Below are 20,319 nucleotides of genomic sequence, written 5' to 3'. Positions count from 1 at the left end.
TCCATTAAATGAACGTATTAAGTCACGATAGACCTGCTGCAATGTGCTAGATTCACTGTCATATAAAAATGGATATTCCTTTTTCAACATTGTTAACATTGTATTGAATGTTGTTTGATTGCATTTTAGCTTTGTATAACCATGTTGTTTAAATAATTCAAAGGTTTTTTGGTATTCTGTTAATAAATTATTCCAAACAAATCTAGCATTACCCAGACTCTGATTAAATTTATCCTTCATAACCTTATCAGGATACAACTTAACCTTCAAACCTTCATTAACAATAATACACTCATCTAACATGAAAAAACACATCAAAAATATCTATTTTATATTCCAATTAATTTTGAACATAAAATATAAAATATATCAATAGACAATATATAAAGAATAAGCGAGAGCATTTGATAACTAACTGCTCTTTTTGTGCAATTCATCCTCGACTTGAAGAAGTCAAGGTATTCTTGCACCATTTAGATAAAATATTAAACAAATAAATTATGGAGTTCTCATAATGGAAGATAAAAATATTATAATAATTTTAGCAGTCATTGTAGTAATTATAGCCATTGCAGGCTATGCTTTTGCTACTGGCATGTTTAATGGTACTCAAAATACACAAACCAGTCCATTAAAAACTGAATTTATGGAAGGAAACTTTGTAGGAGACGTAAAACTTGTCAACGACACTCAAAAGTTCATGCATTCCTACGAGGATAAACAGCATCATATTACATATAACATTTCAACAGTGGATAACTCATCTGCGCTGATGGAAATATATGAGCTTCAGGGTGTTACAAATCCTGAAGAAAGGTCATTCAATGGCCAGGAATGGAATATTTACTTCACTCAGGCCATGCCTGGAAACAATACTACTCAAAATGCCAATGAAACAATGAATATTATCATCTGTCAGTCACAAGGCCAAAAACAGGGTTATCTGATATATGCAATATTTAATGCAGACTCAGATGTGAATGCAACCGGTCAGATGTTCAGTCCTGCATATAAGGAATACATCGAACCACTTCTTAAAAGCATATCTCTGAAAGAAAGTAAAAATGTTCCTAAAATCAACGAGGAATTCGGACTTACTGAAGATGAATTTGCACAGCAGATGGATCTTATTCATCAATACAAAGCAGGAAACAGAACTGCTTTAGAAGGTTAGTATGGTAAAGATTACAGTTTTTCATGCGGATGAATGCGACAGGAAGAAATGCACTTCAATCAAAATGGACAAGATGGGAAAGTGCCGATTGGTCTATAATATCAATAAGGTTCCTTCCGGAGCAATTGTTTTAAATCCGTATGCTGAAAAAGCTGTATCCTATGAAGACTACAGATATGTCCACAGAAGAGGAATTGTAGGGCTTGACTGTTCATGGAATGAAGTGTCAAGTTCTAAAAAATTCTTTTCACTTTCAAAATACCACCGCTCACTGCCGTTTCTCATTGCTACAAATCCTGTAAACTACGGAAAGGCATGTATTCTCTCTACAGTTGAGGCGGTTTCTGCAACACTTTACATTACCCGCTTTAAGGATGAAGCACGTGATTTGATGAACGGCTTTAAATGGGGTCATACTTTTTTGGAATTGAATCATGATTTGCTTGAGGCCTACAGTGAAGCTGACAGCAGTGCTGAGGTTGTAAAGGTTCAGAATGAATTTTTAGCTGAAAAAGGTATTAATTCAGAGGAATAATCCTCTATTCTATTTTTTTTATTTTCATTTTAAAATTTAAATCTTTGCAGATTAAATCTGCAAATTAAAAATCATTTTCAAGCTCTGAAAATTGATCCTTGTTTTTCATTTCATGTCTTTTTTCGGACAGTATCTCCATTCCCGCAAATACAAGGCCAGTTGCAACAAATGTTAAATGAAGGGCAATTCTCCAAAATTCAACATTCGGGTCAATGTTTGATGTTGTATTCAAAAAGTCCTGCAGCAGTTCTATAAGGGATATTGCAACAACAGAACCGATAATCTTAAGTTTAAGTCCTGAAAAGTCAAGCCTACCCATCCATGAAGGGCGGTCGATATGGGAGTCTGCCACATCAATTTTTGATATGAAATTCTCATATCCTGAAAATGCAACAATCAAAACCAGATTTGCCACCAAAGTCAAATCCAGAAGTTCCAAAACCTGAACTATCCATTCATTGTCTGTCAGTGTACCCATAATTGAAATGAAACGGGTCACATCCCCTACAAACTTAATGAGTATTAAGATAAGCACCACAATCAGCAGAATATACATAGGTGAGAGAACCCATCTGCTTGCATATAACAGTTTTTCGGTATTGTCTTCGAGTGAATGTCTAAAGTCTTTTAGTGAAATTGTAATCACCTGCATATTAGTTATTGAATTAATCTTTTGAAGTGTTGCTATTTTAATCATTCGATATGGGTTTCTTAATGAAAGCTTTTGCTTTATACGACTTATATTACATATTCAATAAAAATAATTTCATATTTAATGAATAAAATTTTTTTATTTTCAATTTTATAGGAGGAATGAGGATTTTTAATAAAAAACATGTATTTGTTCTGATATTGGTGATGTTATGTATTTTTACTGTAACGTCAGTCAGTGCAAGTGATTTGAATGCTACTGATGTAGATCTTATTGAAGATATGTCTGATAATATTTTAAATGATGAAACTACAAAATTAACTTCTGTTGAGGAATCTGATGAAGTTTTAGTATTGGATAATCAGTCTAATACTCTATCAGCTACATACTATCCAACAAGCGTTTCACAGTTAAAATCAGATATTTCAAGTGCAAATGCAGGAGATACAATTGTATTAAGTGGAACATATAAAATTCATGATTATACTATAAGTAAAGAGTTGACATTTATAGGAACCAACGGTGCAACATTCGATGGTGAAGATAATAGAATTTTTGGAATTGAAAATTCAATCGTTACATTTAAAAATATCACTTTCAAAAATGGATATGGTAGATATGGGGGCACTATAGATGCTTACAGTGGCCAAGTTATTTTTGATAACTGTAAATTTTTAAAGTCTTATGCAGCTTATCGCGGTGGAACATTATTTATTAGCGGCACTGCATATTGTAAAATTACAAATTCATATTTTACAAATAGTAAAGTTGGAGATGGCTCTGGTGGAGCAATTTGTATAGAAAATTCTGGTGAAATAATCAATTGTACTATTGAAGGATGTTCAGTCACAGATAATGGGGGTGCAATAGTATCTAGAGGTGCAAATAATTTAAAAATAATTGATTCAACATTTATAAATTGTCGCGCCAACTATGGTGGTGCAATTCGTATCCTAGACAATTCAAGAGAGTTATTAATTGAAAATTGTACTTTCAAAAATAATGTTGCATCTCAAGACGGTGGCGCCATTTCACGTTATGAAAGTAGTTCTGTTGATATAATTAACTCCAATTTTGAAGGTAATTCTGCACAATGGGGAGGTGCAATTTATCTAAAGTATACAGATGGTAAATTATCAAATTGTACTTTTAAAAATAATCATGCATCTGTTGATAGTGGTGCAGTTAGTGGAGGTGTTTTAACATATTGTACTTTCATTGGAAATACTGCAGACGATTTTGGTGGTGCTGTGGCATGGGGCAGTTATTATAATTGCAATTTCATTAATAATTCTGCGAAAAATTTTGGGGGTGCAATTAAAAATGGATATTCAATTGAAAAGTGTACTTTCAATAATAATGCCGCCCTAATGGGTGGTTCAGTTAGGATAGATTCCAAGTCATCAAATATAATGATTAAAAATTGTGATTTTGTAGGCTCTTCTGCTAATAATGGTGGTGCAATTCATGTGGACGAAGGATCTAGCTATATTAAAATTTTAGATTCCACTTTTAAAAGTTCCACTTCTTCAGAAGGGGCTGCTGATGTTGATATTATTAACTCAAATAATATTGTAATTAATAATTCTAAATTTGAGGGTTCAAAAAACTATTATTGTCAGATAGGATTTTATGGTACTGTTAATGATGTTGAAATTAATTCTTGTGTGTTTTATAATGCATCCTCTAACAGGGAGGGTGGTGCTATTTACTCACATGGTGGAAATTATCTAAAAATTAAAGACAGTTACTTTGAAAAGTGTCAAGCTCATACTTATGGTGGAGCTATGGACATTTCTGGGGTTAAAGATGTAAACATTATTGACTGTGATTTTTATGAATGTTTTACCGTTGTCAATGATGGGGGTGCTATTTCATCTGATTCTTGCACTAATGTAAATATTTTGGGTTGTGACTTCGATTCATGTAAATCAAATGGATTTGGCGGTTCTGTAAGGGTAGTCAATACTGGAAACTTATTAACTATTTCAGATTGTAATTTTTCAGATTCTTATTCAAATACGGAAGGGGGGTCTGTTTATTCCAGGAATGTTCCAAAGGTAATTATTGATAACTGTGATTTTTCAAATTCATCTTCAAATCTCACAGGAGGTTCAGTATGTATTTTAACTACAACTAATGCCAATTTGAATGATTTGTATTTCAAGGATAGTGATTCTGGAAATTTTGCAGGTTCACTTTATATTAATGATGTGACTAACTTTAATTTATCCAATAGTGAGTTTATAAATTCTCATGCAAAAATGACTGGTGGTGCAATTCATGTTAATCCTGCAACTAATTTAAATATTTCAGACTGTTTATTTGATAGCTGTTCTGCAGAATTATATGGTAATTCATTAGATATTGGATTTACAAAAAACACAATAATTAAAAATTCAAATTTCACAAATTCAAATTATAATGGTCAAGAAGCAATCACATTCCCTGGCTCTGAAAAATATGAAATTGTGGATTCAATTTTTGATGTAACTCCAAAAGAGGTAATTTGTCATTATAATACAATATTGTCTGCTGATGACCTTTCCATAGTAAATGGTGAACAGTGTACTATTCGAGCTACTCTGTCAAATGTAGCAGGCCCACTTTCAAAAAAACAAGTTACTTTTAGTGTAAATGGTAACAGTTATAGCAGAACTACTTCTTCTGATGGTGTTGTTAGTTTTCCGGCTAATGATTATATTGGTGGTTTAGGCAATCATGAGGTTATTGTTAGTTATGCAGGGGATTCTATTAACAGTGCAGTTTCACAAAAAATTAACGTTAAAGTGAATATGTATAGAGCCACTTTGACTGTTACTCCGTATGGTAAGTATTACGGCGATAAATCTTTGTCATTTAAGGTTGTTGATTCTGATAATAATGCTAAAAGAGATGTTCCGATTCATGTGGATATTTATTTGAACGGTAATTTGTATCAGTCTGCTGATATTTCAACAGATCCCAATGGTATGGTTGCATATTCCATGTCTTCATTTGAACCGGGCAATTATTCAGTTAAGGCTTATGTAACTACTCAAAATGTTGATGTTAATACTGTTGAACAGGATAATATTGTAATTTCTAAGATTTCCGGTGTTATTGAGCTTTCCACTTCCAATAATAATAAGACTTTGAATATTAAGTTGGTTAATCCGGCTAATGGTGATGTTTACGGCAGCATTCCGGTTAAGTTGCAGTTCAATCCGAATGGTTATGAGACAACTGTTGCTACTGATTCAAGTGGTTTTGTGAGTGTGCCTTTGATGTTTGATCCGGGCACTTATGGTGTTGTGGCAAGTGTGGATTCCAGCGGTTTTAAGGAATTCCCAATTGCAGAATTGCAAAACATTGTGATTTCCACTGCGGGTAAGGATGATTCTGTTATCAAATTCAATAATGTGATCGTATTTGATTATCTGAAATCCGGTTCCACTACTTTAACTTTAGAGGGTTGTACTGTCACTCGTGAGAAGGTTAGTGTTGATGGCCATCCTGAAGCTTCTATTGTTGTGAGCGGCAATAAGATTACTGTTTCTGGTCTTGCTGCGGACAGTTACACTTTGCGTGTCGTATCCACTCCTGATGAATATCACAATTCAGTTACAAGAACTGTGGGTATTACTGTAAATAAGGTGGATTCTGTTATTACTATTGCTAAACCTGTTTCATTCAGTTATGGTGAGTCTGGTTCAACTAATGTGAATGTCAATGGTGGAAGTGTCGTTTATGGTGGTGTTAGTGTTGATGGTCATCCTGAAGCTTTCATCGGTGTTGTCAACAATGAAATCACTGTTTCCAATTTGCCTGTGGGCAGTTATACTTTAAGAATTACTTCAGCTCCTGATTCCAATCATAATGCGGTTACAAAAACTACTACAATCACTGTCAATAAGGTTGATTCCAAAATCAGTTTTGACAAGGCCATATCTTTTGTTTATGGCAAATCCAGTTCTGCTTCTTTGACTTTGACCGGTTGCGGTATTGTTCGTGAGGGTATCAGTGTTGATGGACATCCTGAAGCAGTAATCAGTGTAAACAATAATGTTGTTAGCGTTTCCAATTTGTCTGTTGGAGGTTATACTTTAAGAATCACTTCAGTTCCTGATTCCAATCACAATGCTGTTACCAATACTATTGTGGTTACTGTTAGCAAAGCTGATTCTGATGTTAAATTTTCAAAGGCCATCAGTTATGATTATGGAGGTTCTGGGTCTACTACCTTGACATTGACTGGCTGCAGTGTTACTTTGGGAAACATTAAGGTTGATAATCATCCGGAGGCGGTTATTCGTATTAATGGTAATGTTGTAAGTGTTTCTAATTTGGCTGTGGGCAGTTACACTTTAAGAATTACTTCTACTCCGGATTCCAATCATAATGCTGTAACTCGCACTGTTGGTGTTAGTGTCAATAAGGCTAGTGCAAAAGTTGGGTTTTCCAATCCGATTGTATTTGATTATCTCGGTGAGAGTTCAACCACTTTGATTTTGGATGGTTGTACAGTATCACTTTCCAATCTTAAAGTTGTTGGTCATCCTGAAGCTTTAGTTAGCATTAACAGCAATAATGTTGTCAGTGTTTCCGGTTTGAATGCAGGTAATTATACCTTGTCTGTTGAAGCTATTCCTGATGCTAATCATAAGACTACCAGTGCTACATTGCCGATTACTGTAAATAAGATTGATTCTGATATTATTTTTATTGAGGATTATATTTCATTTAAGTATTCTGAATCCGGTTCTACTGCAATTGTTTTGGATAACTGTAATATTGCTAGTATGAGTATACTGGGTGAGAGTGTTAATCCGGTTTGTAATGGTAATGTAATCAGTGTTTCAGGTTTGCCTGTTGGGGAATATGTTTTAAAAGTCATTACTCAGCCGGTTAACAACAATTATAATTCTGTTGAAAGGGTGATTCCGGTTATTGTAGCTAAAAATACTGCTACAATAAATATTGAAAAATCACAAACAGTTGCTTATAAGAAATCCACATTATGGTCTATTACATTGAAGGGATCTGATGGAAAAGCTATTTCAGGTATTAAACCTGTTTTAAAAATATATAAAGGAAATAAACTTTATAAAACTGTGAATAATCTTAAAGCAACTAATTCTGCAGGAGTTACTAATTATCAGACTTCCGGTTTGCCTGTCGGCACTTATAAGTTTGTCGTATCTGTTTCACATGCAGGTTACAGTGTAAAATCAGTTTCAACTCCTGTTAAAGTAATTAAACAGACTCCAATTAAAATCATAGTTAACACCAAAACTGCCAAAAAAGGCGGAACTATCAACGTTATTGTAAAGGACAAATCAGGTAAAAAGTATCTGAACGGAATTAAAGTTACTATCAAGATTAAGGATGGTAAAAACTATAAAACTGTTACTTTGACTACAGGTAAATTTGCAAAGGCCAGTGGAGTTTGTGCTTATTCCACTAACATGCTTGCAGTGGGCAAACATGCAGTTACTGTAAAACCTGCCAGTGTTAAGTATTCTGGAACTGGAAAAGCAACTTTAAAAATCCAATCAAGTGCTAAAAAGTATGGTAAGTGGTGGACTAAAGTAAATAATGGAAAAGAATCATCTCATGGTTTAAAATAAAAGCATTAATTTGCTTTTATTTATTTTCTTTTTTTCAAATTCTTAATGAAAGTTTTTACTTTATATGACTTAAATTTAATGTTTAATATAAAGTATTATATTGATGAATAAAAATACTTAAAATTTTTTTTTAGGTAGTTTAGATTTTATTCAATTGATAACATTACTGTAAAGTATAATAAAATTTTTCAGGTAATTTCGATTGGATAAATCTTTAAGTAGTAGGGTGAATTCATGGATTATGATATTTTTATTAGTTATTCGTCTTTAGACCAGGAAATTGCAGAGAATGTTTGTAGTCATTTGGAAAATAATGGTCTTTCATGCTGGATTGCTCCTAGAAATGTCCGGCCTGGGGAAAATTATGCTGAAGAGATCATGCTTGGTTTGGATAGTGCAAAAATCGTTGTTTTGATATTTTCTGATAATTCCCAGTCATCTAAATATGTAATTAAAGAAGTTCAAAAGGCTTACATTAACAACAAGGGCATTTTGCCAATCAATATAGATGATTCATTACCTAAAGGTAAAATGGAAACTTTTTTAAGAAATAAGCAATGGTTGAATGCATTTCCTAATCCTGAAGATTCATATGATGATGTCGTTAGTGGAGCACGCCGTTTAATCAAAGGTCAACGTCCTGGCGGCGATTTTGTCCAGGTTCCGGGAAATGATGATGATGACAGTTTTTTCGATAAACATAAATATCATATAATTGCAGTTGCGGCAATTATTTTGATAGCTGTTGTTGGTTTTGTTGCATTTACTGGAACGGGTGTTAATTCTAATGACTCAAACTCTTCACAGCCGACGGTTTCCATTGATTACATAGAGATGGATAATGACACTTCCAAAGGTTATTCCTGGAAATACTCATATTTCGTATTTGGATCTGTATCTTCAAATGCAAGCGATTCATCAAATGTGATTCACATTGACTTTTTGGATGAGTCAGGTAAAGTTATAATGAGCAATGAGACTAAGGTAGGAGACATTGAAGGCAATACCTTAGGAATATATTACGGTGACAAGGATACTGCAGTTAAAGTTTCACTGGAGCTTCGTGACAGTTCAGGTAAGGTATTGGGCAGTGCACAAAGCAGTAATTTTGTCAGACAGTAGGTTGGTGATAAGTAATGAGTCATGATGTTTATATTTCTTATGATTCCAATGACTTGGAAATTGCAAATAAAATTTGCAGTGTTTTGGAAAAGAACGCTTTGTCCTGTTGGATTAAAAGTCGGGATGTAGGTGTAAATGATATTATTGATGAGATTAATAGTGCAATTGACAAATCAAAGGTAATGCTTTTGATATACTCTCAATTTTCAAAGGATTCAAATATTGTCAACACTGAAGTTGACTTTGCATTTTCACAGGATATGCCGGTTCTGATTTATAAGATTGATGATTCCAAATTTGAAGGCGGTTTTTCATTTTTCATGGAGGATAATCAACTTATTGATGCTCATGAAGATGTTGAATCAAAATTTGATGAGTTGGTTTTAACCGTTTCACGTCTGGTCAAGCAGCAGAAGTCAAAGGAAAGAAGCTTTTCTTACATTGTTAAAAAACATAAAAAACCAATTATCGCTGCCATTGCATTAATTGTTGTGGTTATCGCATGTATTTTTGCATACATGACTTTTGTTGATCAGGCAGCTGATGAAAATACGGTGCCTTTAAATCCGGGGGATGTAAAAATTAACGTCACTGATTTTCATGTAGATGATGTGCGCAAAAAAGGATACTCCTGGAATTATTCCTATTTTGTAGGTGGAATAATTTCTCCAGAGCCGACCGGAAAGTATGTTGTCTCCTGTGATTTCTATGACAAGACAGGTAATCTGGTAAATACTACTGAAACTGAAATATCAGATATTCAGAGAGTCAATGATGGTTATCTGTTAGGTTCTGATGTTTCAGGCACTAAGGACATTAAAAGAGTTGAAGTAAACCTGATTGATGCTAATGATAGGGTTATAGCTCAGGGTGAAGCTGAGCTTTGAATTTTTGAGTGGTGGTAAAATGGATATTAAAAAAGTTATTCTAATCGTAGCTGTTGTTGTCGTGGCTGTTGCTGCTCTTGGAGGTTATTTTTTATTCAGCACTCCGACAGTAGACATGAATCAGACTACTATAGTATTGAGCAAATCTGCATACATGAATGTTCCAATTCAGGATAATGCATCATCCAATGCAGATAAGGATGGTATTTTCCATTATGTAGATAATGAAAATGGTATTAACGTTACCAGCTGTAATTCTAATATATCAAAAAAATCAAGTATATCTAAAATGAATGCTCTTAAAAATTCAACACAATCAGACTCCAAAAAAATCAAGGAAGGTAATGTTGTTGTCTATGAAAAAAATGGTACTTATTCAATATTTGTCAAAAATCTCGAGTACAACAACACTGTCATGCTGCAGTCTACAAACAAGAATCTTCTAATGGCATGCTGGAACAGTCTCAAGTTCCACAATCCTACAGATAAGTTTAAATTTGACAACGTTAGTACAGGTTCCAATGTTGTAAATGCAGTTGAGGAAACCCAAAGTGCCATTGGAGATGTAAGTTCTTATTCAAGTTCATCTACTTCAGATTCATCGTCTTCATCATCTTCATCAAATTCATATTATTCAACTGATACTTCATACACTACCAGTGGTGACAGTTGGAGTTATGGAGGCTACGGATCAAGTAGTGGAGGCTCTTCCAGTGGTGATAGAGGATATACTGCCTATGATTTCAGCGGCTGATTGAAAAGTTATATTAATCAATAAGGGCAATGTTAAATTGTATAAACTCAAGGTTAACCTGGATTGGAATTATGATTAGGTAAAGACGCTTAATCAAAAACCAATCCTATCATGTTGACCGAATCTGTTTGTTAAAACATGATAAATAACTTTCAGAAATCTTTCTAATTTTGTGAAAATGGTGACTTAAAAATTGTTAAGATTTGATTAACAATTTTTTATTATTTTGGGGGTTTTTACTAAACCTTTAAATACTATTAAGTTAATATAATTAATTAATAGTTATGATGAGTGATAATTGCTTTTGATTCATAACAATTTTTATTATTATTAAATTTTCATGATTATAGGAGGAGTTGTTAATGGCAAGATTTGAAGTAGCAGAAAACAGAATGTTCAATGTAAAAATCTGCTTAAAATGTAACGCTCGTAACCCTGCTGGTGCTACTACCTGCAGAAAATGCGGTTACAAAGGTTTAAGATACAAAGCTAAAGAACCTAGAGGATAGATTTATTCTTTTTCATTGAACATTTGGGGAGTTTTTCAAAAACTCTCTTTAAAAATTTATAAACCACTTTTTTTAACAATTAATTTAATATATCATTTTTAACAAATTTATTTTTATGAAAGACGTTGAAAATTACATTCGTGATATTTTAAAAACAAGAAAAATTCATTTTACTTTAATTGATCCTGATGAACAGACACCAGAAGAAGCATTGGAAATAGCAACTCAGGCTATAGAAGGCGGAACTGACGGGATTATGATTGGAGGATCTACTGTTAACGGTGATGATGTAGACAATACATGTAAAATATTGTCTGAAAACATTGCAGTTCCAATTATTATTTTCCCTGGAAATACCAGCAGCGTAAGCAAACATGCTGATGCAATATTTTTCATGAGTTACATTAACTCAACAAATCAGTACTGGATTAACGGTGCACAGTCTATTGCAGCACCAACCGTTAAAGCATCAGGAAGCGAGATTTTATCAATGGCATATATGGTCGTTGAACCTGGCGGAACTGTCGGTTGGGTTGGAGACGCTAAACTTGTACCGAGAAACAAGCCGAAAATACCTGCAGTTTATGCAATGTCACATGAAATGTTCGGATACAAGTTCTTCTATCTTGAAGCAGGTTCCGGTGCAGACAAACCTATTCCTCCGGAAATGATTGCATACACTAAAAGAGCAACTGAAGACATGATAATTGTTGTCGGCGGTGGAATTCGTGATGCAAAAGCAGCTTATACTGCTGCTAAAGCCGGTGGAGACGTCATTGTAACTGGTACTGTAGTAGAAGAAGTTGATGATGTTCAAGCTAAAATTCAAGAATTGACCGGAGCTATCAAAAAAGCTTCAATGGAGTAGTTATCAACTGCTCTCTCTAAATTTTTTTATAACACCATTAACATAATTATAATTTAGGTAGATATTATGTTAAATTCACTATATGAAAAAGCCATCGCTAAAAGAGGATTTATCCATGATTTCGAATCAGAAACCAATCCCGAAGATCTGCTTGAGGGAAGATGGTTTGACAGAGATATCAAGGAAAGCTCTGATGATTTTATAATTGCAGCCGGAGACGGAAGTTTCAATAAAAAGAAATTTCTCACAACCAATTTCTGTGCTGTCGGAGCTGAATCCATAATTTACGATGGTGAAATCAAAAAAATTGATGACTCAGATATTTTTGACATTGGCCATGTTTCATTTCTGGATGAGATTTTGGGAAATTATATGGCGATATATGAGTTGAAATGTGCCCTAAGAGCTATTAAGGAATATAATGTTGATTATTACATGTTTGATGGCTCCATTTTAGGAGATTTGCAAAATGCATTTCCACGAGGAGCAAAATTACCTGATAAAATCAGAAACAATCTTGATGATTCTTTAAGAAATGAATTTGAACGAAGACTTAAGATTAATCGTTATGGTTTGACATTTCCGGAAATTCAGGATTCTTTAAAACTGATTGAACTTCCAAGGAGCGAAAATTCAAATAAGCAGGAGGAGTACAATCTCCACTTGGCATCAATTGAAAAAATCATTCTTTTAAAGGAAATATTGCAGTACCGAAAAAAGATTATTTCCATTTCAAAAACTTCTTCGGATAATTCACTCTTTCACTGGAATATTCCGGATATTGCATTTCTGGACAAAAATACCAAAAAACAGGGTATTTCTCTAATCAAAAATGACTTTAAGGTTTATGAAAAAGCTCCGTTTCCATATTATAATGACTTTTTCAAATCACTGACATTTACCATATTTTATGTCAGACTGCAGGACAACAAAAACGTTTTGAAAGTGGAATTGCCTTACCGGGCATCCAAACAGGAAGTATTTAGAATAATTGAAAAAATAAACGTGCTGTCTGTTCAGGGATATCCGTATTTATTGAATAAGGCTCACAATGATGTTGTAATTACAGATAGAAATATTAGAGAACTGTTAAAAATAGCAAAAATTTATGAAACAACCAATAGGGAAGTGATGTCATGGTAGTTGGAATTTGTGTAGGGGAAACCTCACTTACTGAAGTAACATTCATTTCAGATAAAATGCCTAAAGTCGGTGAATATGTTACTATTGAATATGATGGAAAACAGGTTTTAGGCATGATTGAAAATTTAATTAGAGGCAATGACGCTTTAAATGTTGACATCAATGATTTTAAAGCTATTCAAAAAATTTCAAGAATTGGTGTGGATGAAAACTACATCAGAGGAAAGGTTAAAATTCTTGGAGATGTCAACGATAATCTGAAACTGCCGAGAACACCTGTACTTCCGGGAACTGAAATCAGACTTGCAGACAAAGACATTTTAAAAGACATCTTTGAAGTCAGAAATCCATTAAAATTAGGTTGTCTTGTAAATCAGAGTGATGTTGATGTCAATGTCGATGCAAATCCAATTTTGTCAAGACATCTTGCAATTCTGGCTATGACTGGTGCAGGTAAATCAAATACTGTGTCAGTACTGATTGACCAGTTATTGTCATACAGCGTTCCGGTATTTGTTTTTGACATGCATGGGGAATATAAAGGCGCAGAATTTCCAAATGGGGATGTAAATGTAATCAAGCCTAAAATAAATCCTCATTATATGGCATTCAATGAAATCAGAAGACTGGTTAATATTCCGACTAATGGTTATATTCAGGAAAGACACTTCAGAAGAGCATTCAGGGAAGCTAAGACAATCCTTAGTGACGGAAGGGCAACCTCAAACAATTTCCTTCAGATTATGTATGATATATTATTTGAAAAATCACAGGAGGAAGGCTCTGACAAGCAGATTGTGGATGTGATGAACAAAATCGATGATTCAATGGACAGATATTCCAAATTATTTGATAAGGATGCAGGAAATATCCTGTCAAATATTAAGGCGGGATGTGTCAATGTGCTTGATTTGAGTCAGGTCGATGAATCTGTTGCAAGCGTTCTTGTAAGTCATATTCTTAGAAATTCACTTCAGAGGTCTAAAAATGCTGCTCACAGCGCCAACAAAAAGGATCTGCTTGACAATTCTGTATTTTTCATTTTGGAGGAAGCTCATATTCTGGCTCCAAACAGACGTGATTCAGACTCCAAAAGATGGATTCAGAGAGTTGCCCGTGAAGGACGTAAATTCGGTTTGGGTCTGTGTCTGGTAAGTCAGTCACCTAAAACAGTTGACCATGATGCATTGTCCCAGATGAACAACATGATTATTTTAAGGCTTGTTGAACCGGAAGACCAGAGACATGTCCAGTCAGCAAGTGAAAGCCTGTCTCAGGATCTGGTCAATCAGCTGCCGTCCTTGAATGTAGGTGAAGCCATTGTTTTGGGACTTATGAGTAAAGTTCCTACTCTTGTTAAAATCGATGAATTTAAAGGCCGTAAACATGGTGACGACATGGATATAGTCTCTCACTTTAAAGGTTTTAAAGAAAGACAACAGAAAGAGCTGGAACAAGCAGAACAGGAAACATTAGATATGGGATATGACTATTAATCCCTATTTTTATTATTTTTTTTTACCAATTTCATGTTAGCCTGTCTTAATTATTGGTCATTTAGACTATAACTGATATAATTGCCAATATTTTTTTGGTGATTTTTAATTTTTTGAAATCATCACTGCACTATTTTTTAACAAATTTTTTTCAGTAAAAATCAATATTTATTCCGATGTATAGTAATTATATTTTGATAGAATCATAATCCTTGAATTTCAAAGTAGCTATGTGGATGTTAATGATAAACGAAGATTTCGCTTCTACAGTGCCATAATCGATCAGGTAAAAATCAAATCCAAAAAGCCAATTGAAGTTCATGTGCTGAGTACCGTTGAACGTGAAAAGACAAAATGCTATAAAATCAATCCTGATTCTCGCTTTCCGATATATATCCATTCCTTAAAAAGCATTGATGGAGATAAGTTTATTAATGAAATGCTGTCTAAAATAGAACATGAAGAATACTTCACTGAAAAGGAATTGCTTATGATAAGCTTGCTTTGTTTCATGGAAAGTGAAAAGGATATTAACACAACTATTCTTGATTCTGCAGAGCTTATAACTAATATACCTGGATTAAAAAAGGATATTGCTCAATTTGCTAAGGGAATAGTGTTGATGTTATGTGATAAATTTGTCAAAGATAAATTGTTGAACAAGAGAATAACCAATCTAGTGGGTGGAAATATGAAAAACGTTGAAGAATATGCACAAGATAGAGTAAATGAAAATAATGAACGATCAATTATCAAACTTAGGGAAAGAGGTTTCACAGTTGATGAAATTATTGATACACTAAATGTCACTAAGGATTTTGTTGAAAAGACACTTGCAAAATAATATTCTAAAAATTTCTGCTTATGATAAGCTTGCTTTGTTTCATGGAAAGTGAAAAGGATATTAACACAACTGTTCTTGATTCTGCAGAGCTTATAACTAATATACCTGGATTAAAAAAGGATATTGCTCAATTTGCTAAGGGAATAGTGTTGATGATATGTGATAAATTTGTCAAAGAAAATTGCTGAACAAGAGAATAACCAATCTGGTGGGTGGAAATATGAAAAACGTTGAAGAATATGCAAAAGATTATGCGAAAGATAAGGTAAATGAAAATAATGAACGATCAATTATCAAACTTAGGGAAAGAGGTTTCACAGTTGATGAAATTATTGATACATTAGATGTCAGCAAGGATTTCGTTGAAAAGACACTTGCAAAATAATATTTTCAATACCTGTAATGGGAATAATTCATCAAGTACCTGGAATTTGAAATTCCCTTTAACCATCAAAAATTACTCAAATTTTTTTTTAATTAGTGTTATTCATTAACTCATTAAAATTATATAATTAAAAAAGCTTGTATAAAAATATTTTTAAGTAAATCATAATTTTATAAAATAAAATCAATATTGATTTGTTCTCAAATGCTCTCTTGGCAAACAATTAAATATAAAATAGAATAAACTATTATTACTTAAATACTGTTATAGTGTTTAAATTGGTTATATACAAATAAATTTAAAAAGGTAATATAATGAAATTTGCACATTTAGCAGATACTCATTTAGGTTATCGCCAATTCGGATTAATTGAGCGTGAAAAAGACTTTTATGAAGTATTTGGAAAAGTTATAGATAAGATAATCGAAGAAAAAGTTGATTTTGTAATTCACAGTGGTGACTTATTCGAAACAGCCAAACCATCTCCAATGGCACTTTTAGAATTCCAAAAAGGATTGCTTAAACTTAAAGGCGCTGGAATTCCTATGTATGCAATTGCCGGAAATCACGATTCAGTTGTGCGCAAAGGTTCAATTCCTCCGCAGGTGATTTTCAAAAAAATGGGTTTAAAAGTAATCAGCCCTATCAATACAAATTACATGCATGATGATGTTTTTATTGCGGGACTGCCTTATTATCCTGCATCACAGTCAAATGTGCTTAAAGCAAAATTAGTGGAATTGTCAAAAAAAGCGGCCAATTACGATAAATCAATTTTAGTGCTGCACCAGGGTATCGACAAGTATTTTGCAGTTCAGCATGAAATAGAAGTGGGTGACATTCCGGATAACTTTAATTATTATGCGTTAGGTCATATTCACAAATATGTCTGTGAAGACTTTGGTAATGGAAAACTGGTATATCCAGGTTCTACTGAAGTCTGGAAATCAGATGAATTTGAAGATTATAAGATAAATGGTAAAGGATTCGTTGTAGTGGATTTGGATGGTCAAAAACCAAATGTTAAAAGAGTCAAAGTTGATATTTCACGTACATTTATAGACAGATCCCTTGATTATAACAATCTTGGAAGCGGAATATCCGGAATTAAGGAAGTCATTAAAGACTTTGATAAGAAGCCTATCCTAAATCTGAAAGTCAAAAATGTCGAATCAGACACCAGTTTCGTTTATGATATAATAAATGAGGAACTTGGTGATTTATCATTAATGATCAGACCAACTTTCAACATGGCCGGTGAAGAATCAATTGATGAAATACTGAGAAATGACACTCGCATAGGTCCAAAAGAATTGATTGCTGAGCAAATGGGTGATTATGGAAGAGGCAGTACTGACAAATTAGCTTTAGACTTATATGACATATTATCCAAAGACCAACTGGAAGATGCGCAGGCGTTAATCGACCAATATTTCAATGAAAATTATAAAACATTGGATGATGATATTGAATTCAAAACAGAAACAATAGAAAAGATAGAGGATTTAGAAGAACCTGCTAAAAAACAAACTCCTGAAGAGGAACCTAATGATGTTCAAGTAACCTTTAAAAAGGAGGTTAAACAATGATTTTCACAAAATTAAAATTAACAAATTTTAAGTCTCACAAAAACACAATAATCGAGCTCAAAAAAGGTATCAGTGTTATTGTCGGTGAAAATGGGGCTGGAAAATCAACTATTCTGGAAGCAATAAGTTTTGCTTTATTCAAACAGCACACTGCTAAAAAAATTGATGATCTTGTTAGAAACAGTGCAAATTCCATGTCTGTTGAACTTGATTTCATTTCCAATGGTAAGGAATATAAAATTGTCCGTGAAAAGAAATCTAATCTAAAATCTTCATTATATACAAAAACCTCCAATGAAAGCGGATTTGTTCATGTATGCACAGGAGATAAGGAAGTTAATGATGCAATTCGCCAGATTTTAGACATTGATTCAGACCTGTTCTTAAATGCAATATACATAAGACAGGGTGAAATTGCCGAGCTGGTTGACAAGACTCCGGCTGAGAAAAAACAGCTTATCGGAAAACTGTTAGGTATTGATTCTCTTGAAAAAGCATGGAAAAATCTCTTGCCTTTTATTAATGATTATGAAAAACAGCTTTCAGAAATTAAAGGTAAACTATACAATTCAAATGAATTGAAAGAAGAATATGAAACCAAGAAATCTGAAATTGATTCATTAAAACAAAGAGGTCATGAACTTGAAGAGCAAATTGAGGATGTAACTAACTCTTTAAAAGATATTTCCGCAAGTAAAAGAGATATGGAAAGAGAAAAAGAAATCCATGACAATCAAATTCATAATTTACAGACTGAAGAAGCTAATTTATCCAAACTAGAAACTAATAAACGTTCCATTCAGGAAAATCTTGACAAAATCAGGGAAGCTGAAGAAAAAATTTCAAGGCTGGAAAAATATGTTTCTAAATTGGATGTTTATCTTGATTTTGAAAAATCCGTTATAAGCATTCAAAATCTAAAAGAAGAAGAAAAACAGATTACAGATAAATTAGACTCAATTGCTCAGCAAAAAGCAATTGTTTCAGATAAAAAAGATGAATATAATAAGTTTTTATCATCAGAAAAAGAGATTACTAAACTCGACAACCAGAAAGTCCAGTATGAAAAAGAATTGGCCGCTATGGCTAAACTTGACCAGGACAAAAAGGATTTATTGAAATCAATTGAGAGTGAAAGAAATAATATAGAAGATTTCTTCTCAAAATCCAAGGATAAGCTGGATGAAAACGGCATGTCTCAGGATGACCTTGCTGAGATAGATAATTTAAGTAATCTTGAAGATGCAACAAATAATTTAATTAAAGAAATTAATCAGAAAATTGAAAGCCTATCTCAAGACATCATTTCCAAAAATGAGGATATCGTAATATTTAAACAGAATATTCAGTCTTCAAAAAAACCATTGGCTGAATTGAATGAAGTTGACAACAAATGTCCTGTATGTCAGTCCGATATTGATTCCAAAAAGAAATTACAATTGATTCAGCAATATGAAACAGCAATTGTGGATAATAAGAAACTGATTGCTCAGCATGAAGAGGATGTAAAACTTCTTTCCAAAAACAAAAAAAGTCTTGAAGATAAACTTGTTAAAATCACTGATTTGTCTAAAGAAATCATTGAATATAAACAGAAATTCACTCATCTTCAAAAAGAAGCTTCCAAGTTGAATAAAATAGATGAGGGACTTGAATCAAAAGAATATATCAGCAATAAACTTGGAGAATTAATATTAGTTATAGCTAATATCAAATCTGACCGTGAAAACTATAAGGCTTCTTATGATGCATTTAATAAGGCTAAAGGTGCTTTGGAAGTTTTAGGCAGTGAAACTGATGCTCAATACAAATTGAAACAGGTCAAAAATGAAATTGACACTCATGTTAAAAATATCAAACTGGCTATCGAACAGGATCCACATTTAAGTGGGGAAATTAGTGCCGGCGAACTCCAGGACCGCATAACTGATTTAAAACAGAAAAATGAAGAATATAATCAGCTTAAAGGTTATGTCCAAAACAAAAAATCTTTAATGACTCAGCTTGACACTGTTAAAGAAGAAATTGGAGTCAGCATTAATCAGATTGATATTACTAAGAATAAAATTGAAGCTTCAATTTATGATAAAGAAAAATATGAACATATTGTTTATCGCTTTGAAATGTATGAAAGAAAACATATTTCTTTCACCAATGAACTTTCAGAACTTAAAGGTAGAGCCCGTGAATCAATCTCTTATCTAAAAGACTTAAGAGAAAGAATACAAACAGCAGATAAATTCCAACAGGAATATAATGACATTAAAGATTATATTGATTTGTTAAATAAAATAAGAGGTTTATACGCTAAAGACGGTATTCAAAAAGATTTAAGAATGCTTTCCAAACCTTTAATTCAAAAGTACACTAAGGAATTCTTCAATGAATTCAACTTCAATTATTCAGATTTGACTTTGGATGATGAGTATGATGTTACTGTTTACGGTCCTGAAGGCGAATCATCAATGAGTATGGTCAGTGGTGGTGAAAAAATAGCTATTGCACTTGCTTTAAGACTTGGTATCACTCAGGCAATGTCTAAAGGAGAACTGGATACAATATTATTGGATGAGCCTACAATTCATTTGGACAGCTCAAGAAGACATGAACTTATTAACCTGTTAAAGGACATGTCTGTATTGCCTCAAATGATTATAGTAACTCATGAAAGTCAGCTTGAAAACGCTGCTGACAACTTAATTAAAGTTGAAAAAGAAAATGGTATTTCTAAAATAATTTAGATATCATTTTT

The 20,319-nt window shown here is 33.1% G+C and carries 17 protein-coding genes; 15 read left to right on the top strand and 2 right to left on the bottom strand.

The window, feature by feature from the left end; genetic code table 11:
- The coding region (locus tag QZN33_RS04275; RefSeq protein ID WP_296789713.1) for a helix-turn-helix domain-containing protein at nucleotides 1-303 on the bottom strand (303 nt) is incomplete at its 3' end.
- Nucleotides 304-514: 211 nt separating this feature from the next.
- On the opposite strand from QZN33_RS04275, the gene QZN33_RS04270 reads away from it, so the two are divergent.
- On the top strand, nucleotides 515-1,174 hold the full coding sequence (locus QZN33_RS04270) for a hypothetical protein (protein WP_296789712.1): 660 nt from the start codon (nucleotides 515-517) through the stop codon (nucleotides 1,172-1,174).
- 1 nt (nucleotide 1,175) lies between these two features.
- Nucleotides 1,176-1,709 carry a DUF367 family protein gene (locus QZN33_RS04265; RefSeq protein ID WP_296789711.1) on the top strand — a complete coding sequence of 178 codons (534 nt, stop codon included), beginning with the start codon at nucleotides 1,176-1,178 and terminating at the stop codon, nucleotides 1,707-1,709.
- A 64-nt stretch (nucleotides 1,710-1,773) separates the two neighbouring features.
- Here QZN33_RS04265 and QZN33_RS04260 read toward each other — a convergent pair whose 3' ends face one another.
- Nucleotides 1,774-2,406, bottom strand: coding sequence for a YqhA family protein (locus QZN33_RS04260; protein ID WP_296789710.1), 633 nt, complete (start codon nucleotides 2,404-2,406; stop codon nucleotides 1,774-1,776).
- A 116-nt stretch (nucleotides 2,407-2,522) separates the two neighbouring features.
- Here QZN33_RS04260 and QZN33_RS04255 point away from each other — a divergent pair, with 116 nt between their 5' ends.
- The 13 genes from QZN33_RS04255 (at nucleotide 2,523) to QZN33_RS04195 (ending at nucleotide 20,308) form a co-directional block, all read left to right on the top strand.
- Nucleotides 2,523-7,970, top strand: coding sequence for a right-handed parallel beta-helix repeat-containing protein (locus QZN33_RS04255; RefSeq protein WP_296789709.1), 5,448 nt, complete (start codon nucleotides 2,523-2,525; stop codon nucleotides 7,968-7,970).
- Between the two features lie 234 nt (nucleotides 7,971-8,204).
- Nucleotides 8,205-9,092: a toll/interleukin-1 receptor domain-containing protein gene (locus QZN33_RS04250; RefSeq protein WP_296789708.1), complete on the top strand. Its 888-nt coding sequence runs from the start codon at nucleotides 8,205-8,207 to the stop codon at nucleotides 9,090-9,092.
- A gap of 14 nt (nucleotides 9,093-9,106) precedes the next feature.
- On the top strand, nucleotides 9,107-9,979 hold the full coding sequence (locus QZN33_RS04245; RefSeq protein ID WP_296789707.1) for a toll/interleukin-1 receptor domain-containing protein: 873 nt from the start codon (nucleotides 9,107-9,109) through the stop codon (nucleotides 9,977-9,979).
- A 19-nt stretch (nucleotides 9,980-9,998) separates the two neighbouring features.
- Nucleotides 9,999-10,733, top strand: coding sequence for a hypothetical protein (locus QZN33_RS04240; RefSeq protein ID WP_296789706.1), 735 nt, complete (start codon nucleotides 9,999-10,001; stop codon nucleotides 10,731-10,733).
- A gap of 362 nt (nucleotides 10,734-11,095) precedes the next feature.
- Nucleotides 11,096-11,242: a 50S ribosomal protein L40e gene (locus tag QZN33_RS04235; RefSeq protein ID WP_292741479.1), complete on the top strand. Its 147-nt coding sequence runs from the start codon at nucleotides 11,096-11,098 to the stop codon at nucleotides 11,240-11,242.
- Between the two features lie 115 nt (nucleotides 11,243-11,357).
- Nucleotides 11,358-12,110, top strand: a complete 753-nt coding sequence (locus QZN33_RS04230; protein ID WP_296789705.1) for a geranylgeranylglyceryl/heptaprenylglyceryl phosphate synthase — start codon at nucleotides 11,358-11,360, stop codon at nucleotides 12,108-12,110.
- 66 nt (nucleotides 12,111-12,176) lie between these two features.
- Entirely contained in the window at nucleotides 12,177-13,253 is a 1,077-nt protein-coding gene (locus QZN33_RS04225) for a DNA double-strand break repair nuclease NurA (RefSeq protein WP_296789704.1), read from the top strand.
- Nucleotides 13,247-14,749 carry an ATP-binding protein gene (locus QZN33_RS04220; RefSeq protein WP_296789703.1) on the top strand — a complete coding sequence of 501 codons (1,503 nt, stop codon included), beginning with the start codon at nucleotides 13,247-13,249 and terminating at the stop codon, nucleotides 14,747-14,749. Before QZN33_RS04225 ends, QZN33_RS04220 begins: the two co-directional genes overlap by 7 nt.
- A 232-nt stretch (nucleotides 14,750-14,981) precedes the next feature.
- Entirely contained in the window at nucleotides 14,982-15,593 is a 612-nt protein-coding gene (locus tag QZN33_RS04215; protein ID WP_296789702.1) for a hypothetical protein, read from the top strand.
- A gap of 41 nt (nucleotides 15,594-15,634) precedes the next feature.
- Nucleotides 15,635-15,781, top strand: a complete 147-nt coding sequence (locus QZN33_RS04210) for a hypothetical protein (protein ID WP_296789701.1) — start codon at nucleotides 15,635-15,637, stop codon at nucleotides 15,779-15,781.
- 32 nt (nucleotides 15,782-15,813) lie between these two features.
- Nucleotides 15,814-15,978 (top strand): hypothetical protein, encoded by a 165-nt coding sequence (locus QZN33_RS04205; protein WP_296789700.1) that lies wholly within the window; start codon nucleotides 15,814-15,816, stop codon nucleotides 15,976-15,978.
- A 314-nt stretch (nucleotides 15,979-16,292) separates the two neighbouring features.
- Nucleotides 16,293-17,567: a DNA repair exonuclease gene (locus QZN33_RS04200; RefSeq protein WP_296789699.1), complete on the top strand. Its 1,275-nt coding sequence runs from the start codon at nucleotides 16,293-16,295 to the stop codon at nucleotides 17,565-17,567.
- Nucleotides 17,564-20,308, top strand: a complete 2,745-nt coding sequence (locus QZN33_RS04195; RefSeq protein WP_296789698.1) for an AAA family ATPase — start codon at nucleotides 17,564-17,566, stop codon at nucleotides 20,306-20,308. The genes QZN33_RS04200 and QZN33_RS04195 overlap by 4 nt, the downstream gene beginning before the upstream one ends.
- Nucleotides 20,309-20,319 lie beyond the last annotated feature (11 nt).

Source organism: uncultured Methanobrevibacter sp. (genome assembly GCF_900314615.1).
GTDB lineage: Archaea > Methanobacteriota > Methanobacteria > Methanobacteriales > Methanobacteriaceae > Methanocatella.
The sequence above is the reverse complement of the archived record's forward strand: the minus strand, read 5'-3'. Positions and strand labels throughout refer to the sequence as shown.